Origin of the sequence: Kribbella flavida DSM 17836 (assembly GCF_000024345.1) — a bacterium.
Taxonomy (GTDB): domain Bacteria; phylum Actinomycetota; class Actinomycetes; order Propionibacteriales; family Kribbellaceae; genus Kribbella; species Kribbella flavida.
On sequence record NC_013729.1, the window covers coordinates 3,555,080 to 3,576,290 of the forward strand.

The 21,211-nt window shown below is 70.5% G+C and carries 18 protein-coding genes and 1 riboswitch; of the genes, 9 read left to right on the forward strand and 9 right to left on the reverse strand.

Features of this window, described 5'->3' with window-relative positions:
- Positions 1-550: 550 nt before the first annotated feature.
- Positions 551-1,525: a zinc-binding dehydrogenase gene (locus KFLA_RS16430; protein WP_012920931.1), complete on the reverse strand. Its 975-nt coding sequence runs from the start codon at positions 1,523-1,525 to the stop codon at positions 551-553.
- Between the two features lie 138 nt (positions 1,526-1,663).
- Here KFLA_RS16430 and KFLA_RS16435 point away from each other — a divergent pair, with 138 nt between their 5' ends.
- A complete protein-coding gene (locus tag KFLA_RS16435) occupies positions 1,664-2,122 on the forward strand; it encodes a TIGR03618 family F420-dependent PPOX class oxidoreductase (RefSeq protein WP_012920932.1) in 459 nt (152 codons plus the stop codon).
- Positions 2,123-2,357: 235 nt separating this feature from the next.
- Here KFLA_RS16435 and KFLA_RS16440 read toward each other — a convergent pair whose 3' ends face one another.
- Positions 2,358-3,311: an aldo/keto reductase gene (locus tag KFLA_RS16440; protein ID WP_012920933.1), complete on the reverse strand. Its 954-nt coding sequence runs from the start codon at positions 3,309-3,311 to the stop codon at positions 2,358-2,360.
- A gap of 167 nt (positions 3,312-3,478) precedes the next feature.
- Here KFLA_RS16440 and zapE point away from each other — a divergent pair, with 167 nt between their 5' ends.
- From zapE to solA, 5 genes are all read left to right on the forward strand, one after another.
- Positions 3,479-4,501, forward strand: coding sequence for a cell division protein ZapE (gene zapE, locus KFLA_RS16445; RefSeq protein WP_148256656.1), 1,023 nt, complete (start codon positions 3,479-3,481; stop codon positions 4,499-4,501).
- A 146-nt stretch (positions 4,502-4,647) separates the two neighbouring features.
- Positions 4,648-5,379, forward strand: a complete 732-nt coding sequence (locus tag KFLA_RS16450; protein WP_012920935.1) for a hypothetical protein — start codon at positions 4,648-4,650, stop codon at positions 5,377-5,379.
- 70 nt (positions 5,380-5,449) lie between these two features.
- Complete coding sequence (locus tag KFLA_RS16455) at positions 5,450-6,319, forward strand: PPK2 family polyphosphate kinase (protein ID WP_012920936.1); 870 nt, start codon at positions 5,450-5,452, stop codon at positions 6,317-6,319.
- 9 nt (positions 6,320-6,328) lie between these two features.
- Positions 6,329-7,093: an aminoglycoside 3'-phosphotransferase gene (locus tag KFLA_RS16460; protein WP_012920937.1), complete on the forward strand. Its 765-nt coding sequence runs from the start codon at positions 6,329-6,331 to the stop codon at positions 7,091-7,093.
- 1 nt (position 7,094) lies between these two features.
- A complete protein-coding gene (solA, locus tag KFLA_RS16465) occupies positions 7,095-8,252 on the forward strand; it encodes an N-methyl-L-tryptophan oxidase (RefSeq protein WP_012920938.1) in 1,158 nt (385 codons plus the stop codon).
- Positions 8,253-8,428: 176 nt separating this feature from the next.
- Here the strand turns inward: solA and KFLA_RS16470 are convergent, their stop codons facing one another.
- From KFLA_RS16470 to KFLA_RS16490, 5 genes are all read right to left on the reverse strand, one after another.
- Positions 8,429-9,211: a sirohydrochlorin chelatase gene (locus KFLA_RS16470; RefSeq protein ID WP_012920939.1), complete on the reverse strand. Its 783-nt coding sequence runs from the start codon at positions 9,209-9,211 to the stop codon at positions 8,429-8,431.
- Entirely contained in the window at positions 9,208-10,596 is a 1,389-nt protein-coding gene (locus tag KFLA_RS16475; RefSeq protein WP_012920940.1) for a sulfate adenylyltransferase subunit 1, read from the reverse strand. Before KFLA_RS16475 ends, KFLA_RS16470 begins: the two co-directional genes overlap by 4 nt.
- Entirely contained in the window at positions 10,596-11,537 is a 942-nt protein-coding gene (cysD, locus tag KFLA_RS16480) for a sulfate adenylyltransferase subunit CysD (RefSeq protein ID WP_012920941.1), read from the reverse strand. Before cysD ends, KFLA_RS16475 begins: the two co-directional genes overlap by 1 nt.
- A 118-nt stretch (positions 11,538-11,655) precedes the next feature.
- Positions 11,656-12,342: a phosphoadenylyl-sulfate reductase gene (locus KFLA_RS16485; RefSeq protein ID WP_012920942.1), complete on the reverse strand. Its 687-nt coding sequence runs from the start codon at positions 12,340-12,342 to the stop codon at positions 11,656-11,658.
- 142 nt (positions 12,343-12,484) lie between these two features.
- The gene (locus KFLA_RS16490; protein ID WP_012920944.1) at positions 12,485-14,170 is read right to left on the reverse strand and encodes a nitrite/sulfite reductase; all 1,686 of its coding nucleotides are present in this window, start codon (positions 14,168-14,170) and stop codon (positions 12,485-12,487) included.
- A gap of 407 nt (positions 14,171-14,577) precedes the next feature.
- Here KFLA_RS16490 and KFLA_RS16495 point away from each other — a divergent pair, with 407 nt between their 5' ends.
- The gene (locus KFLA_RS16495; RefSeq protein WP_041289357.1) at positions 14,578-15,144 is read left to right on the forward strand and encodes an ArsR/SmtB family transcription factor; all 567 of its coding nucleotides are present in this window, start codon (positions 14,578-14,580) and stop codon (positions 15,142-15,144) included.
- Complete coding sequence (locus tag KFLA_RS16500; RefSeq protein WP_012920946.1) at positions 15,141-16,412, forward strand: MFS transporter; 1,272 nt, start codon at positions 15,141-15,143, stop codon at positions 16,410-16,412. Before KFLA_RS16495 ends, KFLA_RS16500 begins: the two co-directional genes overlap by 4 nt.
- A 31-nt stretch (positions 16,413-16,443) precedes the next feature.
- Here the strand turns inward: KFLA_RS16500 and KFLA_RS16505 are convergent, their stop codons facing one another.
- Positions 16,444-17,892 (reverse strand): glycine hydroxymethyltransferase, encoded by a 1,449-nt coding sequence (locus tag KFLA_RS16505; RefSeq protein ID WP_012920947.1) that lies wholly within the window; start codon positions 17,890-17,892, stop codon positions 16,444-16,446.
- A gap of 29 nt (positions 17,893-17,921) precedes the next feature.
- Positions 17,922-18,003: riboswitch (ZMP/ZTP riboswitch) on the reverse strand.
- Between the two features lie 21 nt (positions 18,004-18,024).
- Positions 18,025-19,707 (reverse strand): acyl-CoA dehydrogenase family protein, encoded by a 1,683-nt coding sequence (locus KFLA_RS16510; protein ID WP_012920948.1) that lies wholly within the window; start codon positions 19,705-19,707, stop codon positions 18,025-18,027.
- A gap of 72 nt (positions 19,708-19,779) precedes the next feature.
- Here KFLA_RS16510 and KFLA_RS16515 point away from each other — a divergent pair, with 72 nt between their 5' ends.
- Positions 19,780-21,042 (forward strand): YihY/virulence factor BrkB family protein, encoded by a 1,263-nt coding sequence (locus KFLA_RS16515; protein ID WP_012920949.1) that lies wholly within the window; start codon positions 19,780-19,782, stop codon positions 21,040-21,042.
- Positions 21,043-21,211 lie beyond the last annotated feature (169 nt).

Here is a 21,211-nt window from a genome sequence, read left to right on the forward strand (position 1 = left end):
GTGTGCAGGTGCTCACTCGCCCCGGCGAGCACCTGCAAGACCCCGTGCCTCGCCGACGCCCAGCCCCTGCTCCTCACCCATCCGGCGTCGCGCCAACGCCCACCCGGCACCAAGCCAACGCCCCCCCCGGGCGGCCCGCTGACGCCCACCACGCCACCCGGGCGCCGCGCTGATGCCCACCCCGGCACCGGCCCGGCGCCCGTCCGGCGCCTCGCCGACGTCCATTCGATGCCCATCCGGCGTCGCGTCGACGCCCCACCTGGCGGCACGCTGATGCTCACCCCGACAACCACCCGGCGCCCATCCCGCCGTCGCGCCGACGCCCACTTGGCGGATGCTGACACGCCCCCGACACGCCTCGCCGACACCCACCCGGCGCCTCGCCCATCCGGCGTCGCGGAATGCCCACCCGGCGTCGCGCCAACGCCTCGGTTGTTGGGTGCGAACGCGGCGCGAGATTTTGTCGCGGACTTCGACGCCGTCTGACGCCACCGGCGACAGCTGTCGCCCGCCATCAGCAGCTTGTCGCGGCCCCGCGAGCTCGTACTCGTCAGGGGAGCAGGACGACCTTGCCGACTGTTTCTCGGTTCTCCAGGGCGCGGTGGGCGTCGGCGGCTTTCGCGAGCGGGAAGGTGGTGACCAGGGGGACCCAGTGGGCCTCGGTGGATTGTTCGAGGGCTTTGGTTTCCAGGGTGCGGAGGCGGCGCATGAGTTTGGGGCCGATGGCCCAGGTTGCGGAGAGGCCGCGCTGCATCAGGTCGTCGGTGGTGAGCTCGACCGGGCCACCGCCTGACCAGCCGAACATCAGGATCCGGCCGCCGATCCCGAGCAGCTCGAACGCGCGCCGGCCGTTCTCGCCGCCGACACCGTCGAGAACTACCGTCAGATCGCGCTCTCCGAGCTGTTCCCGGACCCGCCCCGGCCAGTCCGCGCGCCGGTAGTCGACGGCGACCTGAGCGCCCAGTTCGACGACCTGCTGAGTCTTCTCCGGTCCGCCGGCCAGGCCGACGACGGTCGCGCCGGCATTCCGGGCGTACTGGACGAACAGGCTGCCGATCCCACCCGCGGCGGCGGTGATGAGCACCACGTCGTCAGCGGTGAGGGCGGCCTGCTCCAGGACCCCGATGGCTGTGCGTCCCGTCCCGATGGTGGCGACGGCATGTGCACCGCCGAGGTGGTCGGGGATCTCGTGCAGGGACTCGGCCCTGGCAACCGCTCTCTCGGCGTACCCGCCCGGCACCGGGCCGAGGTGGACGACGACGCGCTTGCCGATCCAGTGGTTGTCGGTGTCGCTGCCGACGGCCTCGACGGTGCCGGCGACCTCGCGGCCGGGAATTGTCGGCAGGACCGGGGGAGCGACGGGTCCACCGCCGGCCGATCCTTGCCTGAGCGCGGTGTCCATCAGATGGACGCCGGCTGCTTCGACGGCGATCAGCACCTCACCGGCGCCGGGCACCGGATCCGGTACGTCCTCGTAGGTCAGGTTGTCGGCCGGCCCGAACTCGTGCAGCCTGATCGCCCGCATCGTGTGCTCCTCTGGTTCCACAGGGTCGCCCGGCCTCGCGCCGCGCACGACGACGCTAGAACCTGAAGCGCTGTTGAGGTCAAGCCCGCGACAGACCGCCTTGACCTCCAGTGCGGCTGAGGTCGCAGGATGGCCGGCATGCCGACTCACGAACGACCTGAGGTGACCACCCGGGACGACGACAGCCCGGCCCGCGAGAGCTCGAACCCGGGCCCGGAGTTGCCGGCTCGGTTGGCGCGGGAACAGAACGTCTGGCTGTGCACCCTCCGGCCGGACGGTTCACCGCACGTGACGCCGGTGTGGTTCGTGTACATGGGGTCGACGTGGTGGATCGGCAGCGCCGAGCGCAATCGCAAGGTCCGCAACGTGGAGCGCGATCCGAGGGTCTCGCTGGCTCTCGAGGACGGCAGAAACCCAGTGGTCGCCGAGGGACAGGCCCGGGTCCACCACAGCGGCTTCCCGGCCGATGTCGTGGCGGCGTTCGCCCGGAAGTACCGCGGATGGGACGTCACCGCAGCCGAATCCGCGGAGAGCGGTGCCCGCGTGCTGATCGAGATTCCGGTGAAGCGATGGCTGCTCGAAGGCCGAGCTCAGTGACGACCTGCAGCTGCCGGTTCCGAACGCCCGCAGCCAGGCACGTACCCAGGCACCTTCCGGGATCCTGTGCCCTGAGCGGTCAACGAACCAGATTTGGGCGCCCCCGCAAGCTCTTGCTCCGGCTCGTCACCTGCTGAACCTGGTCGCGACGCCGGCCGTGATCCAATCTCGCTTGTCGACTGGCAGGCCGGCCCGCTTCTGCTGTGCGGCCCGGGTTGTCTGGCGACTGCTTCGGTCAGGGGGTGGTCTCGAGCCAGTGCGCCTTGTCGGGCATCAGTTCGGCCAGCCGGGCGGTGAGCTCGGCGGGAATCTCGGTCTCCAGGGCGGTGATCAGCTGGTCCACCCGCGCCGGCTTGCTGAACCCGACGACCGTTCCGGCGATCCGCGGGTCGTTGACCGAGTGCTGCAGTGCGGCCGTGGCCAGGTCGATGCCGTGCTCGCGGCAGGCCCGGTCCATCTGCGCAACCGCTTCCAGCGTCGCGGCCGGTGCGTCGCGGTAGCCGTACTTCGCGGAGCCACCCTGCGGGTTGGCCAGGATGCCGCCGCCGTAGATCGCCGCGTTCACCACGGCGAGATCGTCAGACAGCGCTCTCTCGATCAGGTGCTCGGCGCTGTGATCGACCAGGCTCCACCGGTTGTGCACCAGCAGCACCTCGAACCCGCCCAGGTCGAGATACCGGGACAGCTCGCGCACCGAACCGCCGGCCAGTCCGACGTGCCCGATCTCGCCCTCGTCCCGCAACCGCATGAGCGTGTCGACCGCGTCGCGCATGCCGCCGAAGTCGTGGAACTCCGGATCGTGCAGGTACACCAGCGGCAACTGCTCCAGCCCGAGTCGTTCCTTGCTCTCGGCCACGCTCGCCCGGACCCTCGCCCCTGAGTAGTCGTCGCCCCGGGCATCGACCTTGGTCGCCACCAGGAAGCCGTCGGGCAGACCGCCGCGGGCAGCGATCGCCTGGCCGATCCTGAGCTCGCTCTCCCCGTCGCCGTACCCGTTGGAGGTGTCGATCCAGCGCAGCGGGCTGTCGAAGACCCGGTCGATCACGGCGACCGCCTCGGCGCGGCTCACGTCGTACCCGAAAACCTCCGGCATGCCGGCGAGCAGGGCACCGCCGGCGCAGACGGCGGAAACGGTCAAGCCCGTGGCGCCGAGCGGCCGCAGCCAGTCGTCGGTGGATGGACTCGTCACAGGGACCAACTTTCTCAGGACAAAGGAGGCGGAACCGCAGAGAGCGTACGCCGGGCCGAGCCGCCGAGGAAGGCGGTCAGGGAAGGCGGACAGGGAAGGTCGCCGGGAGAAGCGGTCGCCGGCGTGCGGGCCCGAGGCGAAGCATGGTTGGCCGTAGGGTTGACCGCATGCCGATCCGTTTGGTCGAGCGGCGGCCGGAGGTGAGTCCGGACCGGCTGCTGTCGGAGTGCGTCCCACCACCGCGGTTCGCGCCGGTGCGGTTCGAGACCTACCGGCCCGATCCCGCCGAGCCGAGCCAGGCCGACGCCCTCGCAGTGCTCGTCGAGCGCGGCCGGGTGCTCGCCGAACCGCGCCGGCAGCGTTCCTGGTGGCGGCGGAAGCCACCGGCCGAGACCCTCAAGCCGGGCATCTACCTGGACGGCGGCTTCGGCGTCGGCAAGACCCACCTGCTCGCGTCGCTGTGGCACGTGTCCAGCGGCCCGAAGATGTACTGCACGTTCGTGGAGCTGACGAACCTGGTCGGCGCGCTCGGGATGCGCTCGGCGGTCGACGCGCTCTCGGCGTACCGGTTGATCTGCATCGACGAGTTCGAGCTCGACGATCCCGGGGACACGGTGCTGATCTCGCGGCTGCTGCGTCAGCTGGTCGAGGCCGGGGTGCAGCTCGCCGCCACCTCGAACACGCTGCCCGACAAACTCGGCGAAGGCCGGTTCCAGGCGATCGACTTCCTGCGGGAGATCCAGGGCCTGGCCGGCCACTTCGACGTACGCCGGATCGACGGCCCCGACTACCGTCACCGGGGTCTGCCGGTCGCGCCGGAGCCCTGGACCGACGACGCCGTCGAGCGAGCGGCCGCCGACCGCCCGGACGCCTCCTGCGACCACTTCGTGGACCTGTACCGCCATCTCGGCGAGCTGCACCCCAGCAAGTACGGCGCGTTCCTGGACGGCGTGCAAGCCGTCGGCATCACCGACGTCAGGGAGCTGACCGACGAGAACATCGCGCTGCGGCTGGTTGTGCTCGCCGACCGGATGTACGACCGCGACTTGCCCCTGCTGCACAGCGGCATCTCGCTCGACCGCCTGTTCCCGCCGGAGATGCTGAAAGGCGGCTACCGCAAGAAGTACCTGCGCGCGTTGTCCCGGCTGATCGCGCTGGCGCACGCCGGCATGGACGCACCCGTCCGCTGACAGGACAGGTTTGCAGCCAGCTGCAATCCAAGCGTTCGGGGGTGAACGAGTACCGGCCGAGACCCTGCGACCGCATAGGCTCCGCCCGTCACCAGGTGCTGAGGGGGGTCCCAGCGCCGATCATGTTCGACGCAAGGAGCACATCAATGATCCGTCGTACCCTGACCGCTGCCCTGGCGGTCATCGGGCTGGCCGCGGCAGCGCCGCTGTCGGCCGCTGCCGCCCGTCCGGGCCCGGTCATGCCGCCGACCCTGGACGGCCCGGTCAGCAAGGCCGCAGCCGCAGGTACCTGCACGCTGTCGCTGCCGTGGCGGGTCGCCGTCGGCCGGCCGATGCTGACGCTGTACGGCAAGCGCACCGGCACTTGCGCCGTCAGCGGCAACACGTCCGGCTGGGTCCTCAACCACCCCAGCCAGGGTGAGGTCAACGGCATCCTGTGGCACCCGACCGACCCGTTCGGCAACGGCCGCTGGGAGGTGCCGGCCGAGCACCCGATCGGCAGCATGGTCTGGAAGGGCGTCGGCAGCATCAACGCCGACGGCAGCGAGCACACCCAGAACAACCTCCCGGTCACGGTCAAGCTGGCCGCCGGCGCCTGGATCTCGTCCGCCCGCACCGGCGACGTCGTCACGCTGAAGGGCACTTCGCTGCTGTACTCGGTGAGCACGAACAGCTACTTCAAGCGGTCCGCCGCGGGCGTGTTCCAGTTCCGGGAGCGCGGTTCCTCGACGTGGCAGACGCTGAAGGGTGGCGTGTGGACCAACAGCAAGGGTGAGGTCACCATGGCCTACCGCTACAGCAAGGTCCGCGACTACCGGTTCTCGCTGTACTCGACCCCGATCAGCTGGGACCTCGGCAGCGCCGTCACCACCCGCTGACCTGGTAAGCACCTGACGCCCCTGCCCTGTCCTCGCCGAAACGGTGGTGAGGATGGGGCAGGATGGCGTCATGGTGAAGAACAGGGCTGACGGAAGCGAGCCGCAGGCCAGGTTGCTGGACGCGCTGCGGGTGCCGGCCGGTGCGGTGGACCTGAGCAAGTACGACACGCGCGCGACAACCGGTTTCGAGGGCACCAAGGACGACGGCAAGGTCGCGCTGGAGCAGCTCGGGGCCGAGGTGTCCGACTGGCAGGAGCGGCTGTTCGCCGAAGGGCGCAAGGGTGGCGACCGGTCGGTGCTGCTGGTGCTGCAGGGTATGGACACCTCCGGCAAGGGCGGCGTGATCCGGCACGGCGCCGGCCTGATGGACCCGCAGGGGCTGCGGATCACCTCCTTCAAGGCGCCGACGCCGGCCGAGAAGCGGCGCGGGTTCCTCTGGCGGATCCGGCAGGCGCTGCCCGGTCCGGGCATGATCGGCATCTTCGACCGGTCGCACTACGAGGACGTGCTGATCGCCCGGGTGCGCAACCTGGTCGCCCCGCCGGTCTGGAACCGGCGCTACGAGCAGATCAACGAGTTCGAGGCCGAGCTGGCCGCGAGTGGCATCACGCTGCTGAAGTGCTTCCTGCACATCTCGCCCGAGGAGCAGAAGGAGCGGCTCGCCGCTCGCCTCGACGACGGGACCAAGCACTGGAAGTACAACCCGGGCGACATCGACGAGCGCCGGCACTGGCCGGCGTACGCGGAGGCGTACGAGGCGGCGCTGGAGCAGTGCAACGGCCCGGCGGCACCCTGGTTCGTCATCCCGAGCGACCGGAAGTGGTACCGCAACTGGGCCGTCACCACGTTGCTGCTGGAGACGCTGCGTGACCTGGACCCGCAGTGGCCGGCGGCCGACTTCGACGTGCAGGCCGAGAAGGCCCGCCTCGCGACGACCTGACCGGTGGGGATGCCTGTGGTGCTGCCGAAGGGGACCTGGGAGCCGGCTGGTTCCGGCGAGTCGGACACCGAGGTGTTCCGGCGCGGCGACGGCGCCGTGTACGCGAAGTGCGCCGCGCTGCGGGGCATCGAGGAGCTCCGGGCCGAGCGTGACCGGGTCGTCTGGCTGAGCGGTACCGGCATCCCCGGCGCCGAGGTCGCCGACTGGATCGAGACCGACGACGGCGCGTGCCTGCTCACGACGGCCGTTCCGGGCATCGCCGCCGTCGACCTGCCGCCGTCGTCGAGGCTGAAGGCGGTCGAGGTCCTGGCCGAGGCACTGCGGGGACTGCACGAGCTCGCGGACTGCCCGTTCACCCGCCCGCTGGCCGAGGTGGTCGCGCAGGCGACGGACGTCGTACGCCGCGGTGCCGTCAACCCCGACTTCCTCACCGACGAGTGGCGGCGCGAGCGCCCCGAGGACCTGCTCGCGCAGATCCAGGCCGACCGCCCGTACGCCGACGCGCAGGCGGCCCACGACCTGGTGGTCTGCCACGGCGATCCCTGCCTGCCGAACGTGCTGCTCGATCCCGGCACCCTCGAGATCACCGGCTTCATCGACGTCGGCCGGCTCGGGCTCGCCGACCGGTACGCCGACCTGGCGCTCACGACGGCCCAGCTGGGCGACGAGTGGGACCTGGACCCGGCGTCGTTCCACGCCGCGTACGGTCTGGACGCGCCCGATCAGCGGCGTCTCGTCTTCTACCGCCTGCTCGACTCACTGTCCTGGGGATGAGATGGAGACACTGCGCACGGACGTCGTTGTCGTCGGACTGGGCGCGTTCGGTTCGGCGACGCTCTGGCGGCTGGCCGCTCGCGGCGCCGACGTCGTTGGGATCGAGCGGCAGGCGGTCGGGCACGCGTTCGGCTCGTCGCACGGGACCACCCGGTTGTTCCGGATCGCGTGCATGGAGCATCCGGGGCTGCCGCCCATCGCCCAGAAGTCGCTCGAGCTGTGGAACACGCTGGGCGCCGACACCGGACAGGTCCTCGTCGAGCAGACCGGTTCCTTGAACGCCGGTCCACCCGGCAGTGTCCCGGTCGTCGGCACGCGCGAGGCCGCGGCGGCCGCGGGCATACCGGTCGTGGAGCTGGATCATGCCGAGCTGGTCGCGCGCCAGCCGCAGTACGCCGGGCTCGGGCCGGACGATGTCGGGGTGTGGGACCCGGGCGCCGGGATCTGCTACCCGGAGCCGATCGTGCAGTCCCAGGTTGCCGCGGCGCGCCGGCTCGGGGCGCAGGTCTTCGAGCACACATTCGTGACCTCGGTGGAGATCGAGCGTGACGGGGTGCTGGTGCGGACGCCCACGGTCGAGATCCGGGCGCAGCAGGTGGTCGTGGCGGCCGGGGCGTGGCTGGGAAAGCTGGTTCCCGGGTTGCCGCTGGCGCCTCGGCGGACGCCGCTGTACTGGTTCCAGCCGCGGGATCCGGCCTCGGCCGAGTTCACACTGGAGCGCTTTCCGTCGTTCATCTGGCAACGGCCGACCGGAGCCGGGTTCTGGGGCCACGGCTCCGGCGACGGCTTCGGGGTGAAGCTCGGCCTCGAGTACGACGGCCGCGTCGCCGGTACGCCGGTGCAGGACGCGGACGAGGTCGACCGGTACATCCATCCCCGTGACGACGTGGAGGAGATCGCGGCTGCGGTGAGCGAGGGGTTCCCCGGCCTCGACCCGGTGCCGGTGAAGCTGATGCCGTGCATGGTGACCGACTCGCCGGACGGCCAGTTCCTGATCGGGCGCCCGGACGACGGCGGCCGACTGGTGGTCGCGGGCGGAGACTCCGGCCACGGCTTCAAGCACGCCGGCGGCCTGGGCGAACTGCTCGCCCAACTGACGCTGGGGGAGAAGACCTACTGCGACACCGCGTTCCTCGACCCCCGGCGCTACGCCAACTGAACCTGCAGCACTCACCAACGTGCGCAGCGCCGTCGGCGCTGCGCACGTTGGGCCGGAGAGAGCCGCTGCCGGCGAGGGTTGGTGAGTGGTGGAGCCGCGCCGGGGCATGCCCGAACCGAATCTCCCAGAAGCTGGCGAGCACGTGCGGGGTTGGCTGCGAGTTGGTGCAGCCGAGGTCAGGCGGTGCGGACCAGCTGCGGGCGAGGCGTCGGCGCGGCCAGCGTGAGCAGGTCGAGCCCGGCGACGCCGTAGCGCAGCAGGACCAGGCGGGCCACCTCGGCGCTCACGCCGAGCGGACGGGAGACCGCGACCGCCCCGGCCTTGCGGGCGGTCGTCTCGGCCCGGTCCGGCAGCACGCCGGGCGCCAGGAAGAAGGAGCCGACGGCAACGTGCCGGCGACCTTCCAGCCGCCACTGCAGGACGGCCTCGGCCGGGCTCGGCGACGCCGCGGTGGTGAACGCCGCGGTGACGGGCAGCTTGTGCCGCTGACCCCACAGCCGCGCGAGCCGGGCGACGGCCGCGTTCGCCTGCGAGTCGCTGGACCCGGCGCAGGCGAGCACCAGCGCGTCCAGCTCCCGGACCCGGCCGTCCTTGAGCTCGGCCCGCATCCGCCGGTCGAGCACGTCCAGCAGCGAGTCGTCGTACCCGAGCACGTCGGAGGCGATGATGCGCAGCTGCGGGAACCGGCCGCGCGCCTCGTCCACCACGGCCGGGATGTCGACCCGGGCGTGGAAGGCCGACGACAGCAGCAGCGGCAGCACGACGATCTCCTCCACGCCCTCGGCTTCGAGCTTGCCGATCACCTGGTACGGCGTGGGCGGGCAGTGGTCGAGGAAGGAGGCTTCGATCCGCAGGTCGTCGCGCATCTCGCGCAGGCAGCTGACGAGTGCGTGCACGGTGGCGGCCGAGCGCGGATCGCGGCTGCCGTGGGCGAGGACCACGAGAGCTGGAGCAGTCACAGCAGTTCCCCTTCTTCGTCGTCGATCATGCCGGCCGCGAGCGTCCACCCGTCGTGGGCGTCGATCAGCAGGAACGATCCGGTGATGATGTTGCTGGAGTACGGGTCGGCGGCCAGCGGGGCGGCGATCTTGAGCTGCACCTTGCCGATGTCGTTCAGGTCGAGCCCGGCGGCGTCGATGACTCCGAGCGTGTTCAGGTCCAGTGCGCCGTTGATCTTGGTGACGATGGCCTGAGCGGTGGTGGTGGTGTGCTTGATCAGCAGCCGGGCGCCCACGGTCAGCGGGCGGTCGGACAGCCAGCACACGGTGGCCGACAACTCGCGGCGGGTGCCGGGGGAGGAGTCGGCGGCGACGATGACCGAGCCGCGGGCGACGTCGAGGTCGTCGGTCAGCCGGACGGTGATGGCTTCGCCGGCGACTGCGGAGGGTCGTTCGGCGACGGCCGTGCTGGTCGGGGTGACGATCGCTCGGTCGATGCCGGCGACAGTCGTGCGCCGGCCGGCCGGCAGCACGATCACCGGGTCGCCGACGGTGATGGTGCCGGAGGCGACGGTGCCGGTGTAGCCGCGGTAGTCGCGGTACTGGTCGTTGGTCTGTGGCCGGATGACGTATTGGACGGGGAATCGCAGCGGCTGCGCGGACAGGTCGGATCGCCCGGAAGCGTTCTCCAGGAATTCCAGCAGTGTGGGGCCGGTGTACCAGGAGGTGGCGGGGGAGCGGTCCACTACGTTGTCGCCGATCAGGGCCGAGACCGGGATGGCTTGGATGTCGGTGATGCCGAGCTGGTCGGCCAGTTGGGTGACGTCTTTGGTGATGCCTTTGAAGACGGCCTGGTCGTAGCCGACGAGGTCGATCTTGTTGACTGCGAGGACGACGTGGGGCACGCGCAGGAGGCCGGCGACGGCGAGGTGGCGGCGGGTTTGTTCGAGGACTCCGTGGCGGGCGTCGACGAGGATGATGACGACGTCGGCGGTGGAGGCGCCGGTGACGGTGTTGCGGGTGTATTGCACGTGGCCGGGGCAGTCGGCGAGGATGAAGGAGCGTTTGTCGGTGGCGAAGTAGCGGTAGGCGACGTCGATGGTGATGCCTTGTTCGCGTTCGGCGCGTAGGCCGTCGGTGAGCAGGGCGAAGTCGAAGTCGCCCCCAGTGCCGCGGGCTCCCCCTCGTGATGCTGTGACGGTCTGCACGTGGGCGATCTGGTCGGCCAGGATCGCTTTGCAGTCGTGCAGCAGCCGGCCGACCAGGGTGGACTTGCCGTCGTCGACGGAGCCCGCGGTGGCCAGCCGCAGCAGCTGGCGCTGCGCCAGCTGCTCCAGATCAGCCTTGGCGTGACCGGTCTCGGCAGCGTCGGCGTGCTGGGCGAGAGTGTTCTCGGCGGTGCTCATCAGAAGTACCCCTCTCGCTTACGGTCTTCCATCGCGGCTTCGCTGACCCGGTCGTCGGCGCGCGTGGCGCCACGCTCGGTCAGCTCGCTGGCGGCGACCTCGACGACCACCTCGGCCGGCGAGGCCGCCGTACTGGCGACGGCGCCGGTGCAGGACATGTCGCCGACCGTGCGGTACCGGACCACGCGGCGCTCGACGGTCTCGCCGTCTCGTGGTTGGGAGTAGGGGCCGACGGCCAGCAGCATGCCGTCGCGCTCGAACACGTCGCGCTGGTGGGCGTAGTAGATGCTCGGGAGTTCGATGCTCTCGCGGGCGATGTAGTTCCAGACGTCGAGCTCGGTCCAGTTGGACAGTGGGAACACCCGGACGTGTTCGCCGGGTTTGTGTTTGCCGTTGTAGAGCGACCAGAGCTCGGGGCGTTGGTTGCGGGGGTCCCACTGGCCGAACTCGTCGCGCAGGCTGAAGATCCGTTCCTTGGCCCGGGCGCGCTCTTCGTCGCGTCGGCCGCCGCCGAACACGGCGTCGAACCGGTGGGTGTTGATGGCGTCCAGCAACGGAACGGTCTGCAGCGGGTTGCGGGTGCCGTCGGAGCGCTCGCGCAGCCGGCCGTCGGCCAGGTAGTCCTCCACGCTGGCGACCTCCAGCCGCAGCCCGAGCGCCTCGACGGTCGCGTCGCGGTAGGCCAGCACCTCGGGGAAGTTGTGCCCGGTGTCCACGTGCAGCAAGCTGAACGGGACCGCCCCGGGCGCGAACGCCTTCCGCGCCAGGTGCAGCATCACGATCGAGTCCTTGCCACCGGAGAACAAGATCACCGGCCGCTCGAACTCCGCCGCCACCTCACGAAACACGAAGACGGACTCGCTCTCCAGAGCATCCAGCTCGGTCACAGGAGATGCTGCCGGCACCAGTGTCGTTGCCGAGGGCAAAGTTGTGGCGGTCATGGGGCCTCCCGGCCTGGACTGAGGAGTGATGGAGCGAAGCGACTGAGCGACGAGGGAAGGCCGGGAGGTGAGCCCCATGACCACGCCGGCGCCGGAGGCCCGGCCATCAGTACAGCCGTCATACGTGGAGTCCGCATTCGATCTTGCCCTGGCCGGCCCAGCGGCCGCTGCGGGGGTCTTCGCCGGGGGCGACCTGGCGGGTGCACGGCTTGCAGCCGATGGACGGGTAGCCGTCGTACTGCAGCAGGTTGACCAGGACGCCGTTGTCGGCGATGTAGCCGTCGAGGTCGGCCTGGGTCCAGGGCGCGATCGGGTTCAGCTTCACCATGTCCCGCTTGGCGTCGTACTCGACCAGCTGGGTGTTCGCGCGGGTCGGCGCCTCTTCCCGGCGTACGCCGGTCACCCAGGCCTTGTAGCCGGACAGCACCCGGTTCAGCGGCTCCACCTTGCGCAGCGCGCAGCACGTGTCCGGGTCGCGGGCGAACAGGTCCTTGCCGTACTCCGCGTCCTGCTCGGCGACGGTCTGCTTCGGCGTCGCGTTGATCAGGTTGATCGGCAGCGTCGCGGCGACCGCGTCCCGGGTGCCGATCGTCTCGGCGAAGTGGTAGCCGGTGTCCAGGAACAGCACGTCGACCCCGGGCGCCGCCTGTGCCGCCAGGTGAGGGAGAGCGCCGTCGGCCATCGAGGCGGTCACCACGAGCTCGTCGCCGAAGGTCTCGCGGGCCCAGGCCAGCACCTCCAGCGCCGACGCGCCGGCGAGTTGCTCGTTCGCCTCCTCGGCGAGCGTCTTCAAGTCAGTACTCATTCCACCCTCACCCGCAGTCCGATCATCTTCAGCTGGAACACCCGTGCGCACGGCCGGCACTCCCAGGCGCCGTGCCCTTCCTCCGACGGACGGAGGTCCTCGTCCCCGCAGTAGGGGCAGTACAGAGGTGCAGCCCGCTCGCTCACTGCAGTGCCTCCTCGTCCGCACGGACGACCCACTGGGCGAAGCGCTCGCCGTCGGACCGTTCCTTCAGGTAGTTTTGGGTGACGCGCTCGATGTAGTCGGTGAGTCCCTCCGCGGTGACCTTGTGGCCGCGCAGCTTGCGGCCGAAGCCGGCGTCCAGGCCGAGGCCGCCGCCGAGGTGGACCTGGTAGCCGGGCACCTGCGTGCCGTCGGCCCCGAGGACGAGCTGGCCCTTGAGGCCGATGTCGGCGACCTGGATCCGGGCGCACGAGTTCGGGCACCCGTTCACGTTCACGGTGATCGGTACGTCGAGGTCGGGGATGCGCTCCTCCAGCTCGTCGATCAGCTGGGCCGCGCGGGCCTTGGTCTCGACGATCGCCAGCTTGCAGAACTCGATCCCGGTGCAGGCCATCGTGTTGCGCCGCCACGCCGACGGCCGAGCCTGGAAGCCGAGTGCGCCGAGCTGCTCGACCAGCGACTCGACCTTCGACTCCTCGACGTCGAGCACGATCAGCTTCTGCTGCACGGTGGTCCGGATCCGGTCCGAGCCGTGCGCGGCGACCACGTCGGCCACCTTCGCCAGCAGCGCGCCGGACACCCGGCCGACCACCGGCGCGACGCCCACGTAGTACCGGCCGTCCTTCTGCCGGTGCACGCCCACGTGGTCACCCTGGACGGCGGGCACTTCGGGCGCCGGGCCGTCGATCAGCTTGCGGTGCAGGTACTCGTCCTCCAGCACCTGGCGGAACTTGTCCATGCCCCAGTCGGCGACCAGGTACTTCAGCCGGGCGCGGTTGCGCAGCCGGCGGTACCCGTAGTCGCGGAAGATGCTGACCACGCCCTTCCAGGCCAGGTGCACCTCCTCGAGCGGGATCCACGCGCCGACCCGCTGGGCCAGCATCGGGGTGGTGGACAGGCCGCCGCCGACCCACAGGTCGAAGCCCGGTCCGTGCTCGGGGTGCACCACGCCGACGAAGGAGACGTCGTTCACCTCCGGCACCACGTCGTGCGACGGGTGGCCGGTCATCGCGGTCTTGAACTTGCGCGGCAGGTTGGAGAACTCGGTGCTGCCGATGTACTTCTCGACGATCTGCTCGACCGCCGGCGTCGGGTCGATGATCTCGTCGGCGGCGATGCCGGCCACCGGGCTGGAGATGATCACCCGGGGCACGTCGCCGCAGGCCTCGGTGGTGTAGAGACCGACCGCCTCCAGCTTCTGCCAGATGGCCGGCACGTCCTCGACCCGGATCCAGTGCAGCTGGATGTTCTGCCGGTCGGTGATGTCGGCGGTGTCGCGCGCGTAGGTGCTGGACACCTCGGCGATCACCCGCAGCTGCTCGGTGCTGAGCTGGCCGCCCTCGATCCGGACCCGGAGCATGAAGTACTTGTCGTCCAGCTCCTCCGGCTCCAGCGTCGCGGTCCGGCCGCCGTCGATGCCGGGCTTGCGCTGGGTGTAGAGACCCCACCAGCGGAACCGGCCGCGCAGGTCGGCGGGGTCGATCGAGTCGAAGCCCCGGTGCGCGTAGACGTTCTCGATCCGGGCCCGGACGTTCAGGCCGTCGTCGTTCTTCTTGTTCTCCTCGTTCTTGTTCAACGGCTCGCGGTAGCCGAGCGCCCACTGTCCTTCGCCCTTGCCTTTGCGGGGGCGGGCCGGCTTACGGGGTGCGGAGGTGACGCCAGTCATCTGGGGGCGTGTCCTTGTCTCTACAGACAGGTGCGGCCGCGATGGGGGCTCGAAGCGTCGTCGGTTCGATCCGGTCTGCGCGGTGCGCACCCAGCGGTGATCAGGTGATCAGGGGGCCGTGACCGGCCCGGCGGGGTGGCTGTCAGAACGTCGAAGGACAACAGATGGCGCTGCGCATCCGCCCGAGGTCGACGTGAATGCGACCTACGAGGTGGGTGGTCAGGGCAGCGAGCATGCCCACAACGATCAGCGCAGGCGGCTGACAAATCAACTCCCAATCCTGCATCGCGAGATGCAATCTCACCATGCAGACATGTCTAGCGCTCGGCTCGACTTTGATTCACGCTCAAAAATCACTTCACAAGATCCCTTGCACAAGAGCTCTTGTGGTAATTAGCATGCTGGATATGAGTCCTGCCAACCGCCGAACCGCCGATGCCTCCGTGATCGCCGCCATTCACCATCCGCTGCGTCGCCGGCTGATCGACCTGCTCGGCGTCAACGGCCCGGCCACCGCGTCGCGCCTGGCCGAGGCGACCGGCGAACTGGTCGGGAACGTCAGTCACCACCTGAAAGTGCTGGCCGCGGCAGGCGTCATCGAGGAAGCGCCGGAGCTGGCCCGGACCCGGCGGGAGCGGTGGTGGCGCAGCGCCAAGGCGTCGTACACGTGGTCGTTCGCGGACGCCGGTGGTGATCCGGCCGGCGAACTGGTCGCGGAGACGGCCGAGGAGGCGAATCTGGCTCATCACGCGACCAAAGTGCGGCAGTGGTTCGGGTTGCGGCCGGAGTACGACGAGAGCTGGATCCGGGCCGCGTTCTCGTCCGAGAGTTGGGTCACACTCACCCCCGAACGCCTGGAGGAGCTCGGCGAGCGGATCCGCGCCCTGGTCCAGGAGTACGCCGATGCGCCGTCCGACGGCGCGGGGGCGGAGCCTGTTTTCGTCTTCGCCCACGCCGTCCCGGCCCGGCCATGACCGCGACCGCGCCGGAGGTGGTTTTTCCGCCTCTGGCCCGGGACAGACGGGTGCAGGGCTGGATTCTTTCGGCCGGGGTTTCGCAGGCCGGCGACGTCGCCTGGTACGTCGGGCTGGCGTGGAGCGCCGCGCAGGTCACGACACCCGCCGGGGTGGGGCTGGTGATGGGCATCGGCGCGCTGCCGCGGGCGCTGGTGCTGTTGTGGGGCGGCGCGCTGGCCGATCGGCTCGACGCGCGCCGGACGATGATCCTGGCCAATCTCGGGCGGATCCTCGTGCTCGCGGTCGCGGCAGCCGTCGTCGGCCTGGCCGGGGTGTCGGTTCCGTTGTTGCTCACGGTCGCGGCGGTTTTCGGTGTGGTCGACGCGATCTACACGCCGGCGGCCGGAACGATGCCGCGGCGCATGGTGCGCGGTGACGACCTGGTGAAGCTCGCCGCCGGGACGCAACTGGCGAACCGGCTGGCGGTCTTCGTCGGCGCCCCACTGGGTGGTCTGCTGGTCGCCCACGGCGGGCTGGCGGCCGTGATGCTCGTGAACGCGGCGTCGTTCGCGGTGATCGCCATCGCGCTGGTCTGGATCGTGCGCCCGCGCCTGCCACAGGTGTCGTCCGGGGGAGCGTCGGTCCGGGCGGATCTGCGAGCGGGCTTCGCTTATCTGCGCCGAGATCTGCCGGCGCGGACCCTGGTGATCGCGCTCTCCGGGCTCAATCTGTGCGTCGGTCCGGTCCTGGCAGTCGGGCTGGTGCAGCGGACCTCGTGGGCAGGGTGGGGTGCCGGTTCACTCGGGCTCTTCCAGGCGTGCTCGGGCCTGCTGGCGGCGGCCGGCGCGGTCCTTGCGATGCGCTGGAAGCCGTCGAACCCGGCCCGGACCGGTCTGCTCGCGTTGATCTTCCAGGCCGCCGGATGTGCGGCGATCGGACTGGTGCCGCGGGCCGGCGTGTTCGTGGCGATGGGCGTGATCGGCTTCACCGCGGGGCTTGCCTCGGCGCAGCTGTCGGCGGTCTTCCAGCGGACCGTCGACCCGGGCTACCTGGGGCGGACGAGCAGCATCGTGAGCTTGTCGGACGAGGCCCTGATGCCGGTGGCGATGACCGGCTTCGGCGCTCTGGTGTCGCTGGCCGGGATCGCGGCTGCCTGCGGGCTCATCGGCGCGTTCTTCGCTGCCCTGATGCTGTGGTCGGCCGCACGGATGAGGCGGCCCCCCGAACAGGGCGGACCGGGGCGACTCGATCGCCGGAAGAAGCAACCGGCGCCCGCTCCTGAATGAGGAGTGGGCGCCGGTTCTCCGGGCGGGGCTGTCAGTTCAGGTCGAGGCCCGGGTAGAGCGGGTGCTTGTCGAGCAGCTCGGCCGAGGCCGCGCGGGTCTTGTCGGCGACGCCGTCCGCCAGCACGTACTTGGCCTTGGACGCCGCGCCGGCCGACGTGGTGGTCGGGGTGACGCTGGACAGCACGTCGACCATCAGCTCGGCGACCCGGTCGAACTCGTCCACGCCGAAGCCGCGCGTGGTGAGCGCCGGCGTACCGATCCGCACGCCCGAGGTGTACCAGGCGCCGTTCGGGTCACGCGGTACGGCGTTGCGGTTGGTGACGATGCCTGCGTCGAGCAGCGCCGACTCGGCCTGCCGGCCGGTGATGCCGTACGACGAGACGTCCAGCAGCACCAGGTGGTTCTCGGTGCCGTCGGTGACCAGCTTCACGCCGCGCTTCATCAGGCCCTCGGCGAGCGCGACCGCGTTGTCGGCGACGGCCTGGGCGTAGGTCTGGAACTCCGGCCGGCGGGCCTCGGCCAGCGCGACGGCCTTGGCCGCCATCACCTGGCTGAGCGGACCACCGAGCACCATCGGGCAACCCCGGTCCACCGCGTCGGCGTACTCGGGCTGGCACAGCACCATGCCGCCGCGCGGGCCGCGCAGCGACTTGTGCGTGGTGGTGGTGGTGACGTGCGCGTGCGGCACCGGGTCGAAGTCGCCGGTGAACACCTTGCCGGCGACCAGCCCGGCGAAATGCGCCATGTCGACCATCAGGGTGGCGCCGACCTCGTCGGCGATCTCGCGCATCTTGGCGAAGTCGATCTTGCGCGGGTACGCCGAGTAGCCGGCGATCAGGATCAGCGGCTTGAACTCCCGGGCCGTCGCGGCGACCTTGTCGTAGTCCAGCAGCCCGGTCTCCGGGTCGGTGCCGTAGGAGCTCTGGTGGAACATCTTGCCGGAGATGTTCGGCCGGAAGCCGTGCGTCAGGTGGCCGCCGGCGTCCAGCGACATGCCCAGCATCTTCTGGTCGCCGAGCGCCTTGCGCAGCGTGGTCCAGTCCTCGTCGGACAGGTCGTTGACGTGCTTGGCGCTCGCCTGCGCCAGGGCCGGGGACTCGATCCGGTTGGCCAGGATCGCCCAGAACGCGACCAGGTTGGCGTCGATGCCGGAGTGCGGCTGGACGTAGGCGTGCGGAGCGTCGAAGAGCGCTTTCGCGTGGTCCGCGGCGGCCTGCTCGACGGTGTCGACGTTCTGGCAGCCGGCGTAGAACCGGTGGCCGACGGTGCCCTCGGCGTACTTGTCCGAGAGCCAGTTGCCCATCGTCAGCAAGGTGGCGGGGGAGGCGTAGTTCTCGCTCGCGATCAGCTTGAGGGAGGAGCGCTGGTCATCCAGCTCGGCGCGGATCGCGCCGGCGATGGTGGGTTCCACCGCGCCGATCACCTCGAGCGCGTTGCGGTAGGCGGCCGACGCGGCAGTGGCGTCGAAGGGTTGAGTCATCGTTGTCTCTCCTGCGGTTGCACTCGGTCGCTGGGCACCCAGGCGCACGGTGCCCGCGTCTTCTCGCTCCCCGGTGGTTCTCCACCTCACGCGCCAGTCGCGACGCGGTAACCCTAGCGCGTACCGGTCCGATCAGAGGACGCGGTCGACGATGCCACCGAACGGAGTGGTCCGCGGCAGCGTGCCGAACACGCCGCCCCAGTCGCCGGCCAGCCGGGAGGCCACGAAGGCGTCCGCCACGTCGGGCGGTGAGTACCGGACGAGCAGTGAGGCCTGCAGGCAGGCGGCCATCCGCGCGGCGAGCCGGCGAGCGCCCGCTTCGGCCTCGGAAACGTCGGAGAGCGCTTCCAGTACGTCGGTCACCGCGGCATCGAGGCGCGGGTCCGCACCCTGGGCCGCGCCGACCTCCAGCAGCCAGGCCTGCAACGACTCCGGGCGCCGCAGCGCGCGCAGCACGTCGAGCGCGTTCACGGTTCCCGACCCTTCCCAGATCGAGTTGAGCGGGGACTCCCGGAACAGCAGCGGCAGGCCCGACTCCTCGACGTAGCCGTTGCCGCCGAGGCACTCCAGCGCCTCGGCCACCATCGCCGGCGTGCGCTTGCAGACCCAGAACTTGGCCAGCGGCAGCGCGATCCGCCGGAACGCCTTCGCCTGCTCGTCGCCGGCCTCGGCGGCGTCGACGGCGGCGGCGAGACGCATCCCGAGAGCGGTTGCCGCCTCGCTCTCCAGGGCCAGGTCGGCGAGCACGTTCCGCATCGCCGGCTTGTTGCGCAGCAGCCCACCGAACGCGCTGCGGTACGACGTGTGCCAGGTCGCCTCGACCAGGGCGCGGCGCATGAGAGCGGCCGAGCCGAGCACGCAGTCCAGCCGAGTGGCGGCGACCATCTCGATGATCGTCCGGACCCCGGTGCCCTCGTCGCCGAGCCGGTAGCCGACGGTGCCGTGGAACTCGACCTCGCTGGACGCGTTGGAGCGGTTGCCCAGCTTGTCCTTCAGCCGCTGCAGGGCGAATGCGTTCCGGTTGCCGTCGGCAAGAACTCGGGGGACGACGAAGCAGCTCAGTCCCTCCGGCGCCTGCGCCAGGACGAGGAAGACGTCGGCCTGCGGCGCCGAGCAGAACCACTTGTGCCCGGTCAGCAGGTACTCGTCGTCGGCACCGGTGGGGGTCGCTGCGCCGACGCCCGACGGCGCCCCGGCGGCCTCGGAGCCGCGGCGGGACGGGGTCGCGGTGGTCAGGTTGGACCGGACGTCGGAGCCCCCCTGCTTCTCGGTCATGCCCATGCCCGCGAGCACGCCGGCCTTGTCCGCGACCGGCAGCCGGCGGACGTCGTACTCGGGGGCGGCGAGGCGGGGGATCCATTCGGCGGCGAGGCGGTCGGAGGTGCGCAGGGCGGGCACCGCGGCGTACGTCATGGAGACCGGGCAGGCGTGACCCGGCTCGACCTGGGACCACACGTAGAAGCCGGCCGCGCGGGCCAGGTGCGGCGCCGGGCGGTCGCTCGTCCAGGGCGCGGCCTGCAGGCCGAAGCCGACCGCCTTGTCCATCAGCCAGTGCCAGGACGGGTGGAACTCGACCTCGTCGACCCGGTGGCCGTAGCGGTCGTGCGTCTTCAGGACCGGCGGGTGCTGGTTCGCCGGGAGAGCGTGAGAGAGCGCTTCCTGCGTTCCCGCCAGTTCTCCGATCGCGGTCAGTCCGGAGTCCTTCGCCAGGTCCGCGTGCGGACGCAAAGCGTCACCGAGCGCCTGGTCCTGGGTGAAGAAGTTCACTCCCTGAAGTGGGGGAGCCTGATTCGTTACAGCGTTTGGGTCCGCCATGTCAGTACGGTAAGCGGTATGGCACGCTCTGGGTCAGCGCGAGGCGGTGGGACGTCGGTCCCACTCGCCTGGGTGCGACGTATTCCCGCGACGACCTGGAAGCTCATCACCCAGACCGTCGGTACCTGTCTGCGCTACCGGGTCACCGGGCTGGCCGCCGAGGGAGCGTTCTTCGCGATCCTCTCGCTGCCGCCGCTGATCTTCGGACTGGCCGGCAGCATCGGCTTCATCGCCAGCCGCTACTTCGAGGTCGAGACGATCGAGGACATCAAGGTCCAGATCGCCGATCTCGCCGCCCGGGCGCTGACCGACGACTCGGTCAAGACGGTGATCGTGCCGACGCTGAACCAGGTGCTGAACGGCGGCCGCCCCGACGTCATCTCGATCGGCTTCGTGCTGGCCCTGTGGTCGGGCAGCCGTGCCCTCAACGTCTTCGTCGACACGATCACGATCATGTACGGGATGGGCGGCAAGCGCGGCATCGTCCGGACCCGGGCGCTGTCGTTCAGCCTGTACTGCGCGGCGCTGGTGATCGGCGTGATCGTGCTGCCGCTGGTGCTGGCCGGACCGGACGCCGTCAACGCGTTGCTGCCGGCCCGGCTGGACTTCCTCAACCAGCTCTACTGGCCGGTCGTGACGATCCTGTCCGCCGGCTTCCTCAACACCCTGTACCACCTGTCGGTCCCGGTCCGGACGCCGTGGGTGTCGGACCTGCCCGGCTCGTTCCTGGCCCTGTCGATCTGGATCCTCGGCAGCTTCGTGCTGCGCTGGATCCTGCAGAGCACTGTCGGCGGGACGTCGATCTACGGTCCGCTCGCCGCGCCGATCGCGGTGCTGATGTGGTTGTACATGTCGGCGATCGCGGTGCTGATCGGCGCGGCGCTGAACGCGGTCGTCGACCGGCTCTGGCCGCACCAGGCCCGCATCGACGCGGCGCGGGAGCCGGTGATGAAGGCGGAGGCCGACCCGCACCACCAGGACCACCCGCTGACGCCGGCCGACGAGCGGCCCGAAGTGGGTCTGGCCGCCGCCGTCGAGTCCCTCGGCGAGCCGGATGAAGACCGGCCGGGGCAGCGGCACAACGTCGATGCGGGTAAAGCCGCGAGTGCGCAGTCCGAGTTGCACGGCGCCACCGCTGCCAAGTCGGCGCCGAGGGCCGAGTCCGGTCCCGGGGATTCCTCGAAGCCGGAGCACGCACCATCGACCCAGCCCGTGGGATCGGCGTCGGCAGCTCGGCCGGCAGCAGGCGGTCATGCCGATTCCGACGGCGCAGCCCACTCCGGCGCCGACCAGGTGAACACCCCCGACCCGACCTCCAGCCGGACGACCCCGTAGTACCGGCACGACGCCGGATCGGCCGCCGTAATTCCGGTGCGCCGGGCGGGGGAGTCGGCCTACGCTGGCGGTACCGCGACAAGCCGTCGTACGACGGCCGGACAGCAGAAGGGAGTTGAGATGACCATGAACTTCGACCGGGCCCACCAGGACCACCGAGCTTCCTGGG

Excerpts from the sequence above, each read along its gene's own strand:
- KFLA_RS16435 (WP_012920932.1), top strand. The coding sequence starts at position 1,664 with ATGCCGACTCACGAACGACCTGAGGTGACCACCCGGGACGACGACAGC.
- KFLA_RS16500 (WP_012920946.1), top strand. The coding sequence starts at position 15,141 with ATGACCGCGACCGCGCCGGAGGTGGTTTTTCCGCCTCTGGCCCGGGAC.
- KFLA_RS16475 (WP_012920940.1), bottom strand. The coding sequence starts at position 10,596 with ATGAGCACCGCCGAGAACACTCTCGCCCAGCACGCCGACGCTGCCGAG.
- KFLA_RS16430 (WP_012920931.1), bottom strand. The coding sequence starts at position 1,525 with ATGCGGGCGATCAGGCTGCACGAGTTCGGGCCGGCCGACAACCTGACC.
- KFLA_RS16455 (WP_012920936.1), top strand. The coding sequence starts at position 5,450 with ATGGTGAAGAACAGGGCTGACGGAAGCGAGCCGCAGGCCAGGTTGCTG.
- KFLA_RS16485 (WP_012920942.1), bottom strand. The coding sequence starts at position 12,342 with ATGAGTACTGACTTGAAGACGCTCGCCGAGGAGGCGAACGAGCAACTC.
- KFLA_RS16510 (WP_012920948.1), bottom strand. The coding sequence starts at position 19,707 with ATGGCGGACCCAAACGCTGTAACGAATCAGGCTCCCCCACTTCAGGGA.
- KFLA_RS16505 (WP_012920947.1), bottom strand. The coding sequence starts at position 17,892 with ATGACTCAACCCTTCGACGCCACTGCCGCGTCGGCCGCCTACCGCAAC.
- KFLA_RS16460 (WP_012920937.1), top strand. The coding sequence starts at position 6,329 with ATGCCTGTGGTGCTGCCGAAGGGGACCTGGGAGCCGGCTGGTTCCGGC.
- zapE (WP_148256656.1), top strand. The coding sequence starts at position 3,479 with ATGCCGATCCGTTTGGTCGAGCGGCGGCCGGAGGTGAGTCCGGACCGG.
- KFLA_RS16450 (WP_012920935.1), top strand. The coding sequence starts at position 4,648 with ATGATCCGTCGTACCCTGACCGCTGCCCTGGCGGTCATCGGGCTGGCC.
- solA (WP_012920938.1), top strand. The coding sequence starts at position 7,095 with ATGGAGACACTGCGCACGGACGTCGTTGTCGTCGGACTGGGCGCGTTC.
- KFLA_RS16490 (WP_012920944.1), bottom strand. The coding sequence starts at position 14,170 with ATGACTGGCGTCACCTCCGCACCCCGTAAGCCGGCCCGCCCCCGCAAA.
- cysD (WP_012920941.1), bottom strand. The coding sequence starts at position 11,537 with ATGACCGCCACAACTTTGCCCTCGGCAACGACACTGGTGCCGGCAGCA.
- KFLA_RS16495 (WP_041289357.1), top strand. The coding sequence starts at position 14,578 with ATGAGTCCTGCCAACCGCCGAACCGCCGATGCCTCCGTGATCGCCGCC.